Origin of the sequence: Sporolactobacillus sp. STSJ-5 (genome assembly GCF_024385605.1) — a bacterium.
GTDB lineage: Bacteria > Bacillota > Bacilli > Bacillales > Sporolactobacillaceae > Sporolactobacillus.
This window is the reverse complement of sequence record NZ_JANFOJ010000006.1, coordinates 92,157-111,125: the sequence shown is the minus strand read 5'-3', so window position 1 is coordinate 111,125 and position 18,969 is coordinate 92,157. Positions and strand designations below refer to the sequence as shown.

Genomic DNA, 18,969 nt, shown 5'->3' with positions numbered 1-18,969 from the left:
GATCACACCTCTTCCACTATGGAAACGAAGTCCTCAGCGATTTGCGCGTGCTGATGAAAGCCGGTCAGCTGATTGAATATTTCCTCCAGGCTACCTTCTTTGTTTTGTGCTTTTAATTCTTCAAACGTACCGTCCGCTGCAATTTGTCCATCGTAAAGGAGCACAATGCGGTGGCTGATTTTCTCAACAATATCCATGATGTGTGATGAGTAAAAGATGGTTTTCCCTTGCACGGCTAGCTTGGCAAGTATCTCTTTGAAGACAAGAACACTGTTGGCGTCCAATCCGCTCAAAGGTTCATCGAAGAAAAGCAGATCGGGGTTGTGAAGCAGGCTGGAGATAATCAGTACTTTTTGCCGCATGCCTTTTGAAAAAGAAGAGAGGCGGGTATCAAAGACATCGGCAAGACCAAATTGGTCCATGAGCAAACGGGCTTTGCGTTCCGCCCTTTGTTCGTCCATCCCATAGCACCCGCCGGAAAAAACAAGATATTCATGGGCGGTAAGCATGTCATAAACCTCGGCTGTTTCAGGGACATAGCCGATCCGGCTTTTATACGCAACGCCGCTTGTTCGAATGTCTTCGCCAAACAGACGCGCCGTTCCACCATAGCCTTGTTGAAGCCCCAGCAAGATTCGTACCGTTGTACTTTTTCCAGCCCCGTTCGGACCGATATACCCAATGATTTGTCCGCGTTTAACCTCAAGATTGAGCCCTTTCAGAACCAATTTCCCGCTGTAGTTCATCGTTAAATCTTCCAAAGATAAAACAACGGATTGTTTTGTTTCGATTGTCCTCATCTCCCGAGCTGAATGATTAATTCTAGATTATCATTTCCTAAGCGTATTGTCCGTGACAAATCGCCGAAATTCTGACAAAGGACACGTTTGACCGCCTTTTTTTTAAAATGAATGCCTTTTCGTTTTATCAAATATGTGTCACGGCAGGAGCCCAGAGCATATATCAATATCAGAGCCCAATTTTAGTAACATGAACCGGATCGGCGGTTCGGCTGATCCGGCTGCTTTATTCAACAGAAAGATGCGGGTTTTATTTTGACTATGGAGGCGATGGTTTGGTGATTAAGTATACTTCGGCCCCTATTTCCCGCAAACCACGAAAAGGATGTGGTCATCGATGAGCGAGCTCGAAATTGCAGGTTGCAGTAAATATTATAAAAAAAACGGTGTGCCGATGTGCGCGCTGGCGGACACCGATCTGCGTGTTGAAAACGGCCGCTTTGTCAGCATCATCGGTCCGAGCGGCTGCGGAAAATCGACTTTGTTCAACATCATTGCCGGACTGATTAAGCCGTCCAGCGGCCGGATCCTGCTCGATGGCAAAGACATCACACAGGAAAGCGGCCATGTCGGCTATATGCTTCAGAAGGATTTGCTGCTTCCCTGGCGCTCGATTCTCGACAACGTCATTATCGGGCTGGAAATTCGCGGCATCCCCATGAAAGAGGCACGCAAGCGGGCATTGCCCATGCTCAAAAATTACGGATTAGGCGGCTTTGAATATGATCATCCGGATGCACTGTCCGGCGGCATGCGGCAGCGTGCCGGGTTGATTCGAACGCTTCTTTACGACAAGGATGTCATTTTGCTCGATGAACCGTTCGGAGCGCTTGATGCGCAGACGCGCATGCAAATGCAGAATTGGCTGCTTGAGATTTGGAAGGATTTTAAGAAAACGATTCTATTTGTCACGCATGACATTGATGAAGCTATTTATTTGTCGGATGAGATTCACGTGTTTACTCATCGTCCGGGAAAAATCAAGGCAACGATCGAAGTCGATTTACCGCGGCCGCGCAGTGAAAAGACACTCATGAACGACCGTTTTCTTACATTAAAAAAAGAATTGCTTCTGATGCTGAGGGAAGAGCGCGTTTCGTCTGATTGAGATGTTACATGTATGGTGAACGGAGGTGAAAACGTTGCCGGATAAATTAAAAAACAATGAGCCGTTTATTGAAGACCCGACTATCCAGACGACCAAATTGGGAAGAAGAGCATTTGTTGGGCAGGTTCTGGTTGGTGTCATCATTATCTTTCTGTGGGAATTTCTGACCCGTATCGGCTGGCTTGACAGCTATTATTGGAGCAGCCCGAGCACGATCGTGCACACCGGGTGGAAAGCGATCACCCAAGGAACACTGCTTCAGGACTTAGCCTATACCTCGGGATCAACCATTCTCGGGTTCGTGCTGGGTACGGCAGCCGGTTACATCCTTGGCCTTTCCTTTTGGTGGTCGGAGCTTTATTCCAGAATTTTCGAGCCGTATATGATCGCATTTAACGCGATTCCCAAACTCGCGCTCGCACCCGTGCTTGTGATCATGTTCGGGATTGGGTTTGATTCCAAGGTCATTTTGGCATTCCTTATGACTATTATCGTTGCGGCGATCGCTGCATACAGCGGCGTGCAAAGCGTCGACCGTGATCTTGAGAAAATGCTGGTATCACTCGGAGCGAAGCGGCGGCACGTTTTTATGAAGGTGGTTGTGCCGACGACGATTCCATGGATCGTCAGCATTCTGAAAATCAATATTTCACTTGCACTGGCAGGCACGATTGTCGGTGAATTTATTAGCTCCAGGCAAGGCATCGGGCGCATGATCCTATATGCCGGCCAAGTGCTTGATATCGATCTCGTATGGGTAGGCGTCGTTGTTCTTTCCCTATTATCGATTGTGATGTACTTAGGGACGGTTTGGCTTGAGCATGCACTGATGAAAGGAAGAACACCAAAATCATAATTGGAGGGATTTGCACGATGAAAAAAATAAAATGGGCGCTGAGTCTTCTGCTCTTGTTTGCTATGGTATTGAGCGGATGCGCTTCAAACGGCTCCAAACAACAAGTGAAAAAGATTGTGATCGCCGAACCGGTGCATCTGATCGCTTATCTTCCGCTATACGTTGCGATTGATAAGGGCTATTTTAAAGATGAAGGCCTCGATGTCAAAACAATCACTGCGACAGGCGGTGCCCATGTGACTTCGGTGGTCAGCGGCGATGCTTGGGGCGTAATTGGCGGCCCTGAATCCAACCAGATTGCAAATTATAAGAGCAAGGATCCGATTACCTCTGTCGTCAATGTGGTTAACCGCGCCAATGTCTACTTGATGGCTAATAAGAAGCTGACTTTAAAGGGTGACAGTGATAAGGATCTTGCTGCTTTCATGAAAGGCAAAACAATTGCTGCCGGACGTTACGGTGGCAGTCCGAACCTATTAACTCGCTATTTGCTGATGAAGGTTGGCTTGAATCCGAATAAAGATGTGAAGCTCGATGAACCTGCGGATGCGGCAGCTGTGGTTTCGCTTGTTTCTCAAGGCAAAGCAGATATGGCGAACGGTGCCGAACCGCAAATCAACGAAGGCATCAAAAAGGGTGCGTGGGGCGAACCGTTCTACGGATTCCCGAGTCTCGGCGATTATGCGTACTCCGTAGTCAGCGTTAAGGAATCAACCATTAAAAAAGATCCGCAAACCGTCCAAAAATTTGTCAATGCGATGCTGAAAGGCTTGAAGCTTGTCAATGATAACAAAGCAGAAGCATTCAAAGTCCTGCAAAAGGAATTCCCAACAACACCGAAAGCGAGCCTACAGGCAGCGATGGATCGCGCCTATAAGGATAATCTTTGGAGCAAGGATGGCTACATCACCAAGGCATCAGTTGCTAAACCATTGGATGTTGTCAAGAAAACGGGCATCTACACGCACGGCTATAAGTACAGCAAGCTTGTGGATATGAAATTTGTGAAGAAAGCACAGGATAAGAAGTAAACAGGAAACCGGCATTCAACAGTGCCGGTTTTTCTTATACATAGAGAACGTTTAAGATTTTGCCCCACTGGTACGACAATAAGGTCATAAGAGGCTGATTCCCAATCCCACTTATCAGTTGGGCGATCAGGCAAGCGCCCAATCTGAGAAATAGAGGGGAAAATTCCGCTTAATTTGAAAATGAATGGAAAAATCGCTTAAATAGACGGAGAAATTACCCTTATTGAATTGAAAAACGTGAAAATGGAGGGTTTTTCTTTGAATAAGCGGAAAAATTACCCTTATTTACTCGTGCTAGAAGCGCCATGATGCAAATAACCGGAAAAATTCCGCTTATTTTTTACTCGTTACTTAATGAAGAACCAGAATGCATGATGAAGTGGAAGTGAGGCGCGCCAGAAGCTGTTAGCGGGCTCAGGTGCGCAGATACGAGTATGGCCAAAGCGGCTCGCGGTGCACTGCGGTTGCGCTCAGTTGATGCGAGTAACCGAATCAATGATTCTGCACCGTAAAAACACAAACCAATGCTAAAAAAGGAACTTTCACAAGTGTAAGACTTTTGTATGTAAAGGAGTAAAGGAACTTTCGCTAAATACGCATACGTCCTGTATGCAACGCGAAAGCCATCACGTCCTGTGAAAGTACGTCCTGTATGCAACGCGAAAGCCATCACGTCCTGCGGAAGTAAGGACCGGGCGTTTATTGCTCGGTTTTTCGAATACATAAGTGTTACGATGCTTTGTGTAGTGACTACTGCCGCAAAACAGGTACAGCTTATTTGGCATAAATGGCTTGCACAAACACGGTCAGTAAAATGAGATAGCGCCAAGTGAATGGAAGATTCCAATGAGATAACGTCGTCGGTCTTTCATTGATCAGTCCGGACATCATGCCGAGTGTAGCATTATAAGGTCCCATTAAAAAAGCGGGGACCGCTCCGCCAAGCATGGCTACGGTCACGATAATTGGAGCCTGGTGGAGTGCCTGCGAACGAAGGGCTTCCGAAATCAATGCGAGGCCGACGGCAGGATGCAGACCAAGAAAAGCGAGTGCGAATGGAATGAGCGGCAGCATGATCAGGAAAAGCCGCAAACCGGTAAACTGAATGACGGAGTCCATCCCGCGCGTCACAAAGGTATCCATATGCGAGATACGAAGTGCGGTGATGAAGAATCCGGCGGTAAGGAAAATAAAAAATTGATTCTGCATGCGTGGAATATAGGTCCGGAAATGATGACGAACTCCTGAAAAGAAAGCGGGAACTTGGCTCAGCATCGCGCACCAGACAAAGGCGAACGGAATCACAATCAAACTGACGAGAAACAAAAAATTGAATGAAAGAAAATGATCAAGCACGATGATTATGGCGTTCAGAAGCAGGATCGCCCATGCGATTTGCCATAATTTTTCCGGATGCCCCTTGTCTGCCGGTGCCATGATTCCTGCTGCGGTTTCGCTGATCACTTTGTTTTGTGAATGATAATTGATGTGCGAATGTCTTGATGTTGTCCAGTCAAGTACAACACCGCAAATACTTAATAAGATAAGCGGGGGCAGAACACGCGAATAAGTTGTCCCGGTTAAATATAAGACAGTTCCCACGATCGGTGTGATCGGGCTCCATAACAAGGGCATGGCATAGCCATGCGTGATTGCCTGACTAAGAAACCGATTTTTACGTGCAATCGAGAAATGGGACAATGACGGGCCAATCGCGTGGTACGTCAACGGAAGGGCAGCTAAGTTCAGAAATGAACTGAAAAAGAAAGAGATACCCGAAATGAGTGCATAGAATTGACTGCGGCTGCTTACTTTTCTCTGGACCAGCATCTGAATTTCATCCGCATAACGGCCTAATTGAATAGGCAATGACAGAATAGGGATGAGCGCGAAAAGTGTGACCATCTGAATCATTTCTCCAAAGGAGCGGACAAATTGATTGGGACCGGCACCGCTGATTGCAAGCATCAGACTGCCTGCTCCTAAGAAGAACAGTCCGAATAAAAGAGCAAGGCCTTTGGCGCGGCGCAAACCGGTACATACGGCAAGAAGGCACATGATTGAAACGAAGAGTTTAAAAATGGGCACGTGTACAAATAGTGTTGCGAGAATGTAGCTGATCATGGCCAATATGTAGATTGTTCGTGACATTATGTGATCCCTCCTACTTTTACTGATATGGTGTCCTGTGAATCGTTGAGCAGCAAGCAATCGATGTACAGTCTTCTTAACTTGCGCAACCTTGAAAAAAATACTACTGTGATAAGTAATTGTGAATATGAGACCATGACACAATGGAACGGTCTTACTTGACCGTATTCTGCGCGACCGGTCATCGATTTCTGCTATTATTAAATTAGAATCTGCCTGGAAATATCGGAGCGACAGAAAGGTTTGATTGATGTGACGTGGCGATTATTATTCGCTATCGCCGTGGCTGTTTTGGCTGTGGCAAAGAAAAGAAATGCAGTACTTTGGTTTATCGCGGGATTCTTTTTTGAGTGGATTGCGTTGATCGTCATCCTTATCCTCCCAGGCGGCAGCGGGAGACGTATGTTTGTCGGAGGAGGGGGCAGCAGAGACAGCGGGGCTCACTGGCACAAAAAAGTATCGCGCTCATGTCCGTATTGCGGCAATCCTGTTACCTTTGACGATATTCCTGGAAACTGGACATGTCCTAATTGTGGACAGACTTTTACATATAGTTCGGACGGTCGCGTTTTCGCGTCAAATAAAGATGAATTAATGCCTCAAATGGAATTGATGGTCAAATTGTTTGCTAAAATGGCAAAGAAGGACGGAGTTGTCTCTGAAAACGAAGTGCGCCAAGTCGATCAGATCGTCCGACAAGCGTTCAGGCCAACCAAGGAGCAGCTTCGGAAAATTATGGCGCTCTTTAACGAATCGCGCTATTCAGATGAATCCTTTGAGATTATCGCTCAAAATTTATATGCATCGGTTCGCGGTCGAAGCGACATACTCGTCGACACAATTATCGCTTTACTGGCCATTGCAGCCTCCGACGGCGCGTTACGCACGGAAGAAGAGACAATGATTCGATCGGCGGCTTTAATCTTTGGTCTTGCTGATCAATATGAATCGATCAAGGCACAGTTTTTTGGACGCTCATCTTCATCAGAAGGCAGCAGTACACGAGGAGCTGGATTGGAGAATTGTTATCAGCTGCTTGGATGTACCCCTAATGATTCGGATCAGATAATAAAGAAAAAGTATCGCGAACTGATTAAAGAAAATCATCCGGATCGATTGATGAGCCGGGGGGCTTCTGAAGCCAGTATTAAAGAAGCTAACAGTAAGATAGCGAGAATCAAGCACGCATATGAACAGGTTATGGCGGCGCGATCATGACAGGAAATAAAATGGAAGAAGATGGAATAAATGGATCTAGATCAAGTATGTGAACATTTGCTTAGAAAATGTCTGGGCTTAAAAGATGGTGAGCAGTTTTTGGTCGTGACCGATGAGCTGGAGCGGAAATTAGCGGAGCCCTTTTATCGTGCGGGTCAGAAAATCGGTGCTGAATCCTTGCTGCTGGTGATAAAAGAGCGGAAACGTTCCGGTGAGGAACCTCCGATCGCTGTGGCAGCAGCTCTTACGGCTGCCGATGCAGCTGTATGTATCACGCAGTATTCAATGACGCATACCAAGGCACGGAAACAGGCAGTAGCAGCCGGAACAAGGCTGGCGACGATGCCGGGTATTACTGAAGACATGTTTGTGAACGGTGCAATCACCGCTGATTACGCAAAGGTTCGCGATTTGACGCTGCATATGACGGAATTGCTGGATCAGGGGAGTTCCGTAAGAATCGAGAAGGAAGGGCATGCGCTCACCTTCTCAATAAAGGACAGAAAAGGTGTTCCCAGTCCTGGTGTTTATTTAAATCCTGGAGAATCAGGCAATTTACCTTCGGGCGAAGCGTTTATTGCACCAATCGAAGGCAGTGCATCCGGCGAAATCTTTGTCGACGCATCAGTTGTCGGTGTTGGAAAATTGACGCACCCGCTTATCTTGACGGTTGAGAATGGCCGATTGATAAATGCAAACGGTGAAGGTGAAGCGACTCTTCTCCGAATTCTCGGGGAAGACCAGGGCCGTTCGGTAGCGGAATTCGGTATTGGAACAAACAAATGGGCACGTATCACCGGGAATGTGCTGGAGGACGAGAAAGTTTACGGAACGGTGCATATTGCCTTTGGCAGCAATTTAACCTTTGGCGGTACGGTAGATGCCGGTGTGCACATTGATTGTGTATTTTCCAAGCCGGACCTATGGATCGATGGCCAAAAAGTGATGGATCATGGGAATTTGATTTACTGAATAGTCGGAGGTGTTTTGCATGAATGAGCGTCAAACATGGATGAAGCAGGACGAGCCACTGGTTTCTATGGCACATTGTTCATCAAAAATTAACATCTATCCTTCTTATTTTTTACAAAAAATGCCGGGAACCTCGCAAGATTTATTTCTTCGTCAAGGCGTAGCAGAAAAAATAATTACGCTTGTCGAACGGCTTCCGGAAGGCATGTCCTTTGTGTTGATCGATGGATGGCGGTCGATCGAGACGCAGAGATTTATTTATGACCGTACCATTTCCCAATTTCGGGACGCCGGGTACTCCGAAGAGAAAATTACTCGAGAAATGCCGGGTTTTGTTGCCTATCCCTCAACGGATCCGCTTAAGCCGGCACCTCATTACACCGGTTCTGCGATCGATCTGACCCTTGCTGATAACAATGGGTGGCTGGAGATGGGGACCGATTTCGATGATTTTCACCAAGAGGCTTATCTGGATTTTTATGAAGACAAAGAAGGTCTTTCTGACCAAGAACGGCGAGCTCGTGACAATCGCCGTTTTCTGAAAAACATAATGGAGGGCGCCGAATTCACGCATAATCCGTCGGAATGGTGGCATTATTCATATGGCGACCGCACATGGGCCGAGGAGCATCGATCTGCTCCCCTGTACCGAGGCATCGAACCTGTACGCTGAACAAATCGTTCACAATGTTTGGAGGATCAGACATGATTTACCAACCTATGCCAATCGAATTCTATCAACAGCCGACTCTAGATTTGGCGAAGGCGCTGCTTGGCTGTCTGCTTGTTAAAGAATCGCCGGAGGGTGCAGCTTCAGGATATATCGTTGAAACGGAAGCCTACATGGGCGCTGGAGATCGTGCAGCGCACAGCTTTGGAAACAGACGAACGAAGCGAACGGAAATTATGTTTGCATCTGCAGGACATGTCTATACCTTTATGATGCACACACATACACTGGTCAATGTTGTAAGCGGGCTGACGAATATTCCGGAAGCGATTCTGATCCGTGCTGTAGAGCCGTGCGACGGATTGCAACTCATTAAATCAAGGCGGCATCGCGTGAAACAGGCCGTAAATCGAACCAACGGGCCAGGCAAGCTGACCGAGGCACTGAATATTACGCAGGAAGATTATGGACGCCTGTTAACGGAAGCACCGATTTATATTGCGGCGGGATTTGTTCCCGACCAAGTTGAAAGCGGTCCGCGCGTCGGTATTGATAATACGGGAGATGCACGATTTTATCCATGGCGCTATTGGATTTCCGGTAATCCCTATGTCTCCAAAACACGAAAGATTAAGGAATGTTAGATAATCTAACAGTGCAAATAGGTGAAAATGTTGATAGAATGGGAAATTTTAATTAAAAGGGCTTTCACAGAAAATTTTAATTTAAATTGCAAATTAGGTATTTACAACTTTCATAAAGTCTGATATTATCAGTGTCAACCACAAAAAGTCAGAAAAATAGGAGTGAGAATAATGGCACACGTTGTGAACAGCATACGAGTGAAAGGCTTGATTCGAATTATTTTGCGATTGCGCACATAAAGGACTGAGACAAAGACCATTTAATTAAAATGGAATTGTTTGAGTCTTGCTTATCATCGACAAAAATAGGCGCTCAAGCAATCGCGAAGAAGCGCCTATCCGAGAAAATCACGGATGGGTTTTTTTATTCGGATTTTCGGTGTTCGATCAGTGGTATCAGTCAAGTGGGTTGCAAAGTGTCATATCTATTCTTAATTGGGGTCTTTTGTGGCGGAATATTTTGATTATTTAAATCATAAGAGAAAAAAATTATTAAGGAGCGAAAAAGGATGAATGCAGAGAGGAAACAGAAAATGAAGGATTATTTTATGGATCGAATGTATAAGTGTTCGGCGGGTATTGCCAACGCAATCTTAGTAACATTAGGTATGGGGCTTCTCTTTGAAACATTGGGCAAATTTACCGGCTACCATCCGTTTATGGTAATCGGCGGCGCAGCCAAAGTACTGCTTGCTCCGGCGATCGGCGCAGGTATTGCTTATCAATTAAGGGCAAATACATTGACCATGTTTAGCGCGATGGCTTGCGCGGCAGTTGGTGCCAATGCTATCGTGATTCAGTCGGCCGTACCCCAAGTATTAACGATCGCTCCCGGACAGCCGGTCAGTGGTGTTATCGCAGCCGTGATCGCGGTCTTTGTCGGTAAGAAAATCAGTGGAAGAACGAAATTCGATATGATGGCGATTCCGTTTGCCTCCATTTTTGTAGGCGGAATTTGCGGATACGGTCTTGCACTAGTCGTAACACCGGCGCTGAACCAAGTAAGTGCGATGATTACCCATTCTGTACAGGGTTCCCCACTCATCGCTTCGATGGTTATCGCACTGGTTTGGAGCATATTCCTGATGTCGCCTGCTTCATCAGCGGCACTGGCGATTGCGCTTCAGCTTGATCCGGTTTCGAGTGCTGCCGCGCTGATCGGATGTACGGTTCAATTCGTTGGATTTACAGTGATGTCATTTAAGGAAAATGACTTTGGCGGTTTCTTTGCACAAGCTCTTGTTACACCTAAGGTTCAATTCCCTAATCTCGTGAAAAATCCGAAGCTTGTTATTCCTCCGTTCGTTGCGGCGGTAGTCAGTGCACCAATCGCAACCATGCTCCTTCATTTTCAAGTTCCTTACGAACTTGGCGGACTCGGCCTCAGTTCATTCATCGCTCCTTTGAACATACTGGCCTTACAAGGAGTTAAAGGTCTGATGGCATTTGTTGTCGCAGGCGTCTTAATTCCCGGTGTCATCACCATCGTGCTCTATCGTGTGATCAAGTTGTTCGGTTGGGTTAAAGCCGGCGACCTCCACATGGAAGTGCAATAATTAATCGAACAAAAAACTACAGAGAGAAAATGTTGACTGCAGCGATCAAGGATATCGCTGCAGTTTTTTTTAGGTAAGAAAGTTTATCGTTTTGGCTTGTTGGTACGATGATATGGTCATAAGATTCGGTTGGGCGATCAGGTAAGCGGCTGATCTGAGAACTAAACGGAAAAATTCCGTTTAATTAGAAAATGAATTTTTTGCTCGGTTTTCTTACAAGATAAGAAAGTATAAGATTTTGCCCCGTATTTAAACGAATAAACCAGTGCCTTGGCCGAGAATCAAAGCGGAGGAGCGAGACGCCTGCGGGATCAGGTGCCAGCGAGACCCCGCAGATACGAAAATGTATGAGGAGGCCCGCGGTGCGCCCGCGGTCGCGCTCAGTTGATGCGAGCAACCGAAGCAATGACTCAGCACCGTAAAGACACAAACCAATGCCTAAAAGAGGCTCAATTCATTCGCAGAAATCGTCTGTGACTTTAGCTGATATGGGCTGGACACATATAGGAATATATGGTGATAATATAGAGGCAGCACCCGGTATTAGAGGAGATGTGAGAAGTTGGCGAAAGCAAAAGCGAAAACAAACGCCATGCGTTTATTGGATTCAGAAGCGATCAGCTATGACGTGCAAACCTATGACATTAGTGATGGACTTATTGATGGTGTGTCTGTTGCTCAGAAGCTGGGACAAGATCCCCGGCAGGTGTTCAAGACACTCGTGACGCAAGGCCATAGCGGCGAATACTACGTATTCGTTGTTCCTGTTGCTGAAGAGCTCAATTTAAAAAAAGCAGCAGCAAGAGTATCTGAAAAAAAGGTAGAAATGATACATGTCAAAGATATTCAGAAACATACGGGCTATGTACGAGGAGGCTGCTCGCCAATCGGGATGAAGAAGGAATACAGAACAGTGATTGATGCCTCGGCACAATCCATTAATCCCATCATTGTCAGTGGTGGTAAAAAAGGCGTACAAATCCTGTTAGATGTTGACGACTTAGTGAAGGCGGCACATGCTGAATTGGCAGACATTATTAGATAATGAACATTTAATAAATAAGAGATGCAGGAATTAAAAACGGATAAGGTGCCGTAAGAATTGCGAAAAAAAGCGCAACTCTTGCGGCTTGTTTTTTTGTGAGATAGGTACTCAAATAAAAATAGTCCAATGCATAGATGATCAAACCGGAAAGCAGAACGGCAACGGCAAACATCAAGGTACTTATCGGTGATGAATAGATGGTGTCAAAATCAATGAGCGCTACATGAATTCTTTTGCTGAGTACACCGACAGAGGCAAGAAACAGTGATCCAAATAAGTTAGCAATCAGGCTGATCAGCCAGAGACCGAAGATCATGCGAAATGACTCGGTACCTCGAGCTTTAATACTGAAAAATTTAGTGGACAGAAAAAAAACGATACCATTTAGAACCAAATTTGCTATTGCAGCCAAACCGAACAAAGGCGGAAGGAAATAAAACATGAAGACTGGGAACGTCGCATTATTAAAAAATACAGGAGCGCAAATCATATCATTTTCCTTCTTCCAATGCAGCAATGGGAGCGCGCTCCCGGGTTAAAAACAAAAGATGAGAAAACTTGGCGCCGGAGGAGCGCCCCTCTAACCGAATTTCTTTTTCTCTTAGCTCCAAATATAAAAAATCAATTAATGATTCGATTGTTTGAATAAATTCCTTTAATTTCTTCAGGTGATTTTCCGCGAACAAGCAAACAAAAATTTTCATAGCCGATCTCAAGATGGGCGTTCATCAGTTGTTCCAAAGCACGCAGTCCTTGAGGATGCTTGTGAATTTTTTCAATTTCATTTTTATACAGATCAATAATTGATCTTTGAACAAAGTGGGGGGCGTATTGCAGGGCATAGGCATCTTTTCCCAGCATCAGACCGCAAAGGTACTCATATTTAAATTGAAGCTGCCGTGTGAAATTCACAAGATGCAACAGCCGATAGAATGTGTTCGGGTAGCTTTCCTTGAAATTCTCAATGGCAGTTTGTGCTTTTCTGAGATCCTGAATGCTGCTGATTGTTTTCATCGAATGAAACCCTCCTCGTCAATTGGATCCTCGCGGAAAAGATCCCTTCTAATTATATGCCTTCGTCTGGCATACCGAAACATTGTCTGTCCTAAATTCATCATTTCGCCAAAAGAAAGCGTTTGCTTTTTAAGCGATCTTATTATAAACCGATGCCGTTATTACTAAACTGCATCAATAATTGTATTTCTCTAAACAATGACTTGCTGAAGCCTATTCTAAAAAGGTTACACATTAAGAGTAACCTTTTTTTAGCACGCTGTAAAATGATTCTTTTTATTCAATGCGCGCCTTATGATTCATTCCGGCTGGTGACCGAATATAGTAAAGAAACTGACCGAAAAAATCACATCGGAATGTGCACGGATATTGAAGTTTCCGTCGGTGCATGTTATAGTTATAACTCAATAAGGGTCAATTTATAAATTAAAAAATCAAAGTTTAATATACCATAATATCTTATTTAAGTCAAGTGAAATAGATTGATTTTCATAAAATATACCATTTTTTATAAAGATCAAACAATAAGAGGTGTTCCTTTTATGGCTCAAAGTGAACGAAAGCAAGAACAAGAGCGCATTAATGAGGTTATAGATGTTATTGGAGAAAAAGTTGAGAAGATCACGGGGAAAAAAAGCGATGTTAAGCAAGGAATCGTTGATTTGAGAAAAAATTTCTGGGATGACGTCACAGTCAACTTGGATGAAACAGACGACGTATATGAAACTCAGGCAAGCATTAAGCAGCAAGCCGAATTGCTGTCGGAACGCGAACGCCGCCACGGGCAAATGAATAAGGAGTTAAAGACGTTGTTCAGACTTCAAGACACGCCTTACTTTGGCCGTATTGATTTCCGTGAAGAAGATGAACGTCGGGCAGAACATCTCTATATCGGAATTGGGTCACTGATGGACGCGAAAAATGAGGACTTTCTAATTTATGATTGGAGGGCGCCGGTTGCAAGTATGTACTATGATTACGCACCGGGTCCATCGAAGTATGCCTCATTAGATGGAGAAGTGCGTGGAAATATGACGTTAAAGCGCCAGTTTATTATTCGCGGAGGCAAAATAAAGGGCATGTTTGATACGGGGCTAACGATTGGCGATGCATTGCTTCAAGCTGTACTCGGCGGTCGTGCCTCCTCTCAAATGAAGAGTATCGTTGCAACAATACAAAAAGAACAGAATCAAATTATTCGAAATGAAACGGATCGTTACCTCATCGTGCAGGGAGCTGCGGGCAGTGGAAAAACATCTGCTGCATTACAGCGAGTCGCATTCCTTATGTATCGTTACCGCAAAACACTGCGTTCGGACAATATGCTGCTTTTCTCACCAAATCCACTCTTTTCCAGCTTTATTTCTAATGTATTGCCTGAATTAGGTGAAGAAAATGTGGTGCAGACAACGTTCAAGGATTTTATTGAGGAACGTATCGGCAGTGATCTTCAATTGGAAAATCCATTTGATCAAACGGAAAGCTGCCTAACGATGGCCGATGGAGAACAATTAAAGACGAGACTAACCGGTATTCGTTTTAAAGCGTCGCTTGCTTATCGAGATATGATTGATCATTGGTTGGAGCACTTGAAGTCTGAAGGAATGATTTTTCGAAACATTACATTCCGCGATCAAGTGATTGTTTCCGGGGAGGAAGTCGGGAACTATTTCTATGCGCTGCCGCATGAACAAACACTGCTGAACCGTTTGGAACAAGTGCGTGATTGGCTGCTGCGCCGCATGGCCGCTTTTTCAAAACGTGAACGAAAAGAAGACTGGGTACTTGAAGAGGCAGAACTGCTGGACAAATCGGACTATGCGAGCATCTTCGAGAAACTGCAGCAACAAAAGCAGTTCAGTGAGGAAACATTTGATGATTATGATCGTGAAGAACAGTTGCTGCGCAAAATTGTCATGAATCGGCGAATGAAAAAGTTGAGACGACGAGTAAAGCAGCTCGATTTTGTGAACTGCCAAAAAGTGTATAGTGAAATTTTCTATCAGAATTATAACGAGGATTCAGCACCTGACCGTTGGGCAGACATCTGCCGTTCAACACGGATGCGCTTTGAGGAAGGCGACTGTCCGTGGGAGGATGCGGTACCCTATCTCTATATGAAAGAAAAGATTCAAGGAAGAAAAGGGAACCACGAAATCCGCCATTTGATCATTGATGAAGCGCAAGATTATTCACCGGCGCAATTAGCTTACCTTCAAGCCGCTTTTCCACGTTGCCGGATGACGATTCTCGGCGATTTGAATCAGGCGATTTACGCACAGAGTCTAGACGCAGACACAATGCTTTCGGAACATCTCTATAATGCTGAGGATGTGAAGAAGCTGACGCTGCTGCGCAGCTATCGTTCGACAAAGGAAATTATGAATTTTGCCCGGGAAATTGTGCCGGGAGGCGAACAAATCGAACCCTTTGATCGCAGTGGAAAGCTTCCTGAATGGATTGATGCAGCGGGTAAATCGGATAAAGTATCAATCATTTTGGATAAAATTGCTTCATTTCAGCAGAATGGCTTTGAAACCTTTGCCCTAATCGGAAAAACAATGAAGGAATGCCGGGAAGCCTATAGGTTGTTGAAAAAGAAGATTGATGTTAAATTGATTACTCAAGCGACTTATCAATTTGATAAAGGCTTTATCATCATTCCTACTTATTTGGCAAAGGGAATTGAATTCGACGCGGCGATTATCTATGACGCTTCATCCGAAAATTATAGTCGTGAAAGCGAGCGAACCATTTTCTATACAGCATGTACACGTGCGATGCATGAACTGGTTCTGCTCTCCAGCGGCGAGGCGAGTCCGTTCCTTGATTCGGTTCCAACCGAACACTATTTGCGAACACGCATCAGCGAGTAGCATTTTGATTGTTTGAAGGGACAAGTTTATTTAGGCTAACTGGTGAGTGGCATTTTTTGCCACTCCCTTTTTTAATACACTAGAAAGGCGGAGGGCACGTTCAATTGCCGTTCGCAGGGTCTGCATGTTTGCAAACTTTACATTAGGGAGGAACTGTACTTGTGAAGAAGTATCAAGCTGTGTATTTTCTTATCCTCGCCAACCTGTTTTGGGCGGGAAATTATGTATTTGGCAAGTACGTAGTGAGTGAAATGACGCCGATTCAGATGACCTTTGTGCGTTGGGCACTAGCCATACTTGTTTTGTTCCCTCTGGCACAGGTGATCGAAAAACCAAAATGGCGCGAGGTTTGGAAACGTTGGAAGATCTTGTTGATTCTCTCCTTGCTCGGCATTGTCGGCTACAATGTGCTGCTGTACGAAGCACTTCGTTTCACAACATCGTTAAATGCCGCCCTTGTAAATTCAATAAATCCGGCGATGATTGCTATTTTTGCAGTGTGGTTACTGAAGGAAAAGCTGTCGCTTGTGAACGGATTTGGTCTGTTTGTTTCCTTAATTGGTGTGCTGCTCGTTTTGACACGCGGTGAATTGCTGCATGTGTTCACCATTCACTATAATCAGGGTGATCTGCTTATGATTCTAGCAATAACCGTCTGGACTTTTTACACTTTAATTGGTAAGAAGATGGAAAAGCTTCCGCTGATTGCCGCAACGGCAGTGTCAGCGATGCTTGGATTAATTGTGCTGTTTCCATTTTTTTTGGTGTCGGGTTTTTCCTACCATCTGAGTGGTACGGCCACCGTAGGCATCATGTACATCGCCTTCCTTCCATCGGTCTGCTCGTTTATTTTTTGGAACCGTGCTGTGCACACTGTTGGCGCCAGCCGCTCCGGCATCTACTTGAACCTGCTGACTGTGTTTACTGCATTAATCAGCTTGATCCTAGGCAATCCGATAACGATACCGCAAATCCTAGGCGGTGTATTGGTCGTCATCGGTGTTTATTTAACAAATAGAAGATCTTCAGCAAGTAAAGAACAGAACCAGCCCGCGTAAATACTTAGAACGAATCAAATGTTTCATCCTATAGATAGTCAAAGAAGAGGCTGTCCCAAAAGGTGGCTTCAAATGAAAAACTCGAGAGGATTATTCTTCTCGAGTTTTTCATTTTGAGTTGTTTTGATCACAGAAAAAAACCGCCTTTTTCTTTATAATGAAATTCCCCAATCTCATTAAAAAGAGGCGATTTTTTTGAAAACAATTATCTTCAAAGAGTATAACATGAACCAACTTATTCTTCCAATGGATTTTAGCGATAGTATTCCCAAAAATCACATGGCACGAGCAGTGAATGCTTTTGTTGATGGAATCGACCGAAAGGTCTTTCTTGAAGCTTATAAAGGTGGAGGCCGCCCGGCCAACCATCCTCAAATGATGACGAAAATTCTGCTCTCTCTACGCTTATACGCAAAAATGGTATTCTTGTCGGCAAATTGCACGTGCTCTACGTGAAAACCTTCCCATGATGTGGCTGGCCAATCAACAAACGCCCGACTTCCGAACCATCAATCGATTTCGTGTGCAACAAATGGAAACTTGTCTCCAAGCTGTTTTTGAAGACTTTATTGCTCAGATATTGGAACAGGGATACATTAGCGGTAGCGATTATTATTTGGACGGAACAAAAATCGAAGCCGATGCCAATCGTTATACATTCGTCTGGAAAAAAGCAACACAACGTTATCAAGCAGCACTACAGGAAAAGGTCAGGACCGTTTTCAAAGAAATCAACGATCAGATCAAGCTGGACCATCAGGAAATTCAGAAGTTCATTCAGAACACGAAGAAGGCCGCGTCTGCTCAAGAAGTTGAAGATTGGACAAAGGGTATCGAAGAACAGGCTGGTGAGCGATTAAAGAAGCCCGCTCGCCGATCTCCCGATCGCACACTGAGAAAACAGGTCAAAGCTCTGAAGAACGACTTCATTCCAAGAGCTAAAAAATACGAAAAACAGATGGAAACATTTGGCGAGCGTAATAGTTATTCGAAAACGGATACCGATGCCACCTTCATGAGAATGAAAGAAGATCACATGAAAAACGGTCAGCTCAAGCCAGGATACAATGTACAGATGGGTACGGAAAATCAGATGATTCTGTTCTATACACTTCATCAAAACCCAACGGACACGCGCACACTGATTCCCCATTTAAAACAGCTGGCTCACTCTCCCATTGCGCATCCGGAACACGTCATTGCCGATGCAGGCTATGGAAGTGAAGCGAATTATCTTTACTTAATGGAAGAACATTACCAAGGGCTCATTCCCTATAACCAGTTACGTCAAGAAGAACAAAGGCGATTTAAAAAAGATCTTAGTAAGATTCAGAACTGGGAATACCATGAATTAGAAGATGTTTTTATTTGTCCGAACCACCGTAAAGTAGTGTTTAAAAAATATATGACGCGGACCGATCATTACGGATATAAAAGAGACTTTAAGATCTATGAATGTGAAGACTGTACCGACTGCCCATTCAAAAGTAAGTGCACAAAAGCCAAAGGAAATCGGCAAGTTCATTACAATCCTGTGTACGAGGAAACCAAGGCTAAAGCCCGTAGGGCTCTGAACTTAGAGGAAGGACGAGCACGTTATCGACGCCGAAAATTGGAGAACGAACCCGTCTTTGGCAATTTAAAACAAAATATGCATTTCCGCCGATTTCATCTCCGAGGGCTTAAAAAAGTTCACGTAGAATTCGGCTTATTGGCATTGGCCCATAACCTGATGAAGAAAGTTAAGATGGATTTCCAGCAATAAAAAAAGAGGAAAAGTAAGCCCTCCATAAATAAAAACAGAAAAGCGGAGAGAAAAATTGAATTTTTCTCTCCGCTTATTCACTTTTAGAGGCTTTTGGGACAGCCTCTTTTTTTAACAGCAATAATTTTCATAAGTTGATCGAAGTGTCGCTTTTCAGTTGCGATGTTCTTATATCCGCATTCATCATCGATGATATTAACAAACT

17 protein-coding genes are annotated in these 18,969 nt (G+C 44.7%); 13 read left to right on the top strand and 4 right to left on the bottom strand.

Translation table 11 applies throughout. The features are described from left to right. Positions 1–2: 2 nt before the first annotated feature. On the bottom strand, positions 3–746 hold the full coding sequence (locus NOM01_RS07810; RefSeq protein ID WP_255747812.1) for an ABC transporter ATP-binding protein: 744 nt from the start codon (positions 744–746) through the stop codon (positions 3–5). 391 nt (positions 747–1,137) lie between these two features. On the opposite strand from NOM01_RS07810, the gene NOM01_RS07805 reads away from it, so the two are divergent. Genes NOM01_RS07805 through NOM01_RS07795 form a run of 3 tightly spaced genes read left to right on the top strand, consistent with a single transcriptional unit; the run spans position 1,138 to position 3,795 of the window. Further along, positions 1,138–1,908, top strand: a complete 771-nt coding sequence (locus NOM01_RS07805) for an ABC transporter ATP-binding protein (RefSeq protein ID WP_255747810.1) — start codon at positions 1,138–1,140, stop codon at positions 1,906–1,908. A 34-nt stretch (positions 1,909–1,942) separates the two neighbouring features. Then, on the top strand, positions 1,943–2,764 hold the full coding sequence (locus NOM01_RS07800; RefSeq protein ID WP_370645979.1) for an ABC transporter permease: 822 nt from the start codon (positions 1,943–1,945) through the stop codon (positions 2,762–2,764). A 17-nt stretch (positions 2,765–2,781) separates the two neighbouring features. Next, positions 2,782–3,795 carry an ABC transporter substrate-binding protein gene (locus NOM01_RS07795; protein WP_255747808.1) on the top strand — a complete coding sequence of 338 codons (1,014 nt, stop codon included), beginning with the start codon at positions 2,782–2,784 and terminating at the stop codon, positions 3,793–3,795. Positions 3,796–4,569: 774 nt separating this feature from the next. Here the strand turns inward: NOM01_RS07795 and NOM01_RS07790 are convergent. Next, on the bottom strand, positions 4,570–5,946 hold the full coding sequence (locus NOM01_RS07790) for a hypothetical protein (RefSeq protein ID WP_255747806.1): 1,377 nt from the start codon (positions 5,944–5,946) through the stop codon (positions 4,570–4,572). A 252-nt stretch (positions 5,947–6,198) separates the two neighbouring features. On the opposite strand from NOM01_RS07790, the gene NOM01_RS07785 reads away from it, so the two are divergent. The 6 genes from NOM01_RS07785 (at position 6,199) to ybaK (ending at position 12,051) form a co-directional block, all read left to right on the top strand. Next, complete coding sequence (locus NOM01_RS07785; RefSeq protein ID WP_255747804.1) at positions 6,199–7,164, top strand: TerB family tellurite resistance protein; 966 nt, start codon at positions 6,199–6,201, stop codon at positions 7,162–7,164. Between the two features lie 30 nt (positions 7,165–7,194). Continuing rightward, the gene (locus NOM01_RS07780) at positions 7,195–8,136 is read left to right on the top strand and encodes an aminopeptidase (protein ID WP_255747802.1); all 942 of its coding nucleotides are present in this window, start codon (positions 7,195–7,197) and stop codon (positions 8,134–8,136) included. A 19-nt stretch (positions 8,137–8,155) separates the two neighbouring features. Next, on the top strand, positions 8,156–8,809 hold the full coding sequence (locus NOM01_RS07775) for a M15 family metallopeptidase (protein WP_255747801.1): 654 nt from the start codon (positions 8,156–8,158) through the stop codon (positions 8,807–8,809). A 32-nt stretch (positions 8,810–8,841) separates the two neighbouring features. Beyond that, the gene (locus NOM01_RS07770; protein WP_255747800.1) at positions 8,842–9,450 is read left to right on the top strand and encodes a DNA-3-methyladenine glycosylase; all 609 of its coding nucleotides are present in this window, start codon (positions 8,842–8,844) and stop codon (positions 9,448–9,450) included. Between the two features lie 509 nt (positions 9,451–9,959). After that, a complete protein-coding gene (locus tag NOM01_RS07765) occupies positions 9,960–11,006 on the top strand; it encodes a PTS sugar transporter subunit IIC (RefSeq protein ID WP_255747798.1) in 1,047 nt (348 codons plus the stop codon). A 592-nt stretch (positions 11,007–11,598) separates the two neighbouring features. Next, a complete protein-coding gene (gene ybaK, locus NOM01_RS07760; protein WP_255747935.1) occupies positions 11,599–12,051 on the top strand; it encodes a Cys-tRNA(Pro) deacylase in 453 nt (150 codons plus the stop codon). A 7-nt stretch (positions 12,052–12,058) separates the two neighbouring features. Here the strand turns inward: ybaK and NOM01_RS07755 are convergent, their stop codons facing one another. Together NOM01_RS07755 and NOM01_RS07750 are read right to left on the bottom strand one after the other, a co-directional pair. Further along, positions 12,059–12,568: a hypothetical protein gene (locus NOM01_RS07755; RefSeq protein ID WP_255747797.1), complete on the bottom strand. Its 510-nt coding sequence runs from the start codon at positions 12,566–12,568 to the stop codon at positions 12,059–12,061. Between the two features lie 104 nt (positions 12,569–12,672). Next, positions 12,673–13,065 (bottom strand): hypothetical protein, encoded by a 393-nt coding sequence (locus NOM01_RS07750; protein WP_253060569.1) that lies wholly within the window; start codon positions 13,063–13,065, stop codon positions 12,673–12,675. A 542-nt stretch (positions 13,066–13,607) separates the two neighbouring features. Here NOM01_RS07750 and helD point away from each other — a divergent pair. From helD to NOM01_RS07730, 4 genes are all read left to right on the top strand, one after another. Further along, on the top strand, positions 13,608–15,941 hold the full coding sequence (helD, locus tag NOM01_RS07745; RefSeq protein WP_255747796.1) for an RNA polymerase recycling motor HelD: 2,334 nt from the start codon (positions 13,608–13,610) through the stop codon (positions 15,939–15,941). 161 nt (positions 15,942–16,102) lie between these two features. Then, a complete protein-coding gene (locus NOM01_RS07740; RefSeq protein ID WP_255747795.1) occupies positions 16,103–16,999 on the top strand; it encodes a DMT family transporter in 897 nt (298 codons plus the stop codon). Positions 17,000–17,194: 195 nt separating this feature from the next. Further along, positions 17,195–17,455, top strand: coding sequence for a transposase (locus NOM01_RS07735; RefSeq protein WP_255747794.1), 261 nt, complete (start codon positions 17,195–17,197; stop codon positions 17,453–17,455). Continuing rightward, a complete protein-coding gene (locus tag NOM01_RS07730; RefSeq protein WP_255747934.1) occupies positions 17,436–18,764 on the top strand; it encodes an IS1182 family transposase in 1,329 nt (442 codons plus the stop codon). Before NOM01_RS07735 ends, NOM01_RS07730 begins: the two co-directional genes overlap by 20 nt. Positions 18,765–18,969: the final 205 nt, after the last annotated feature.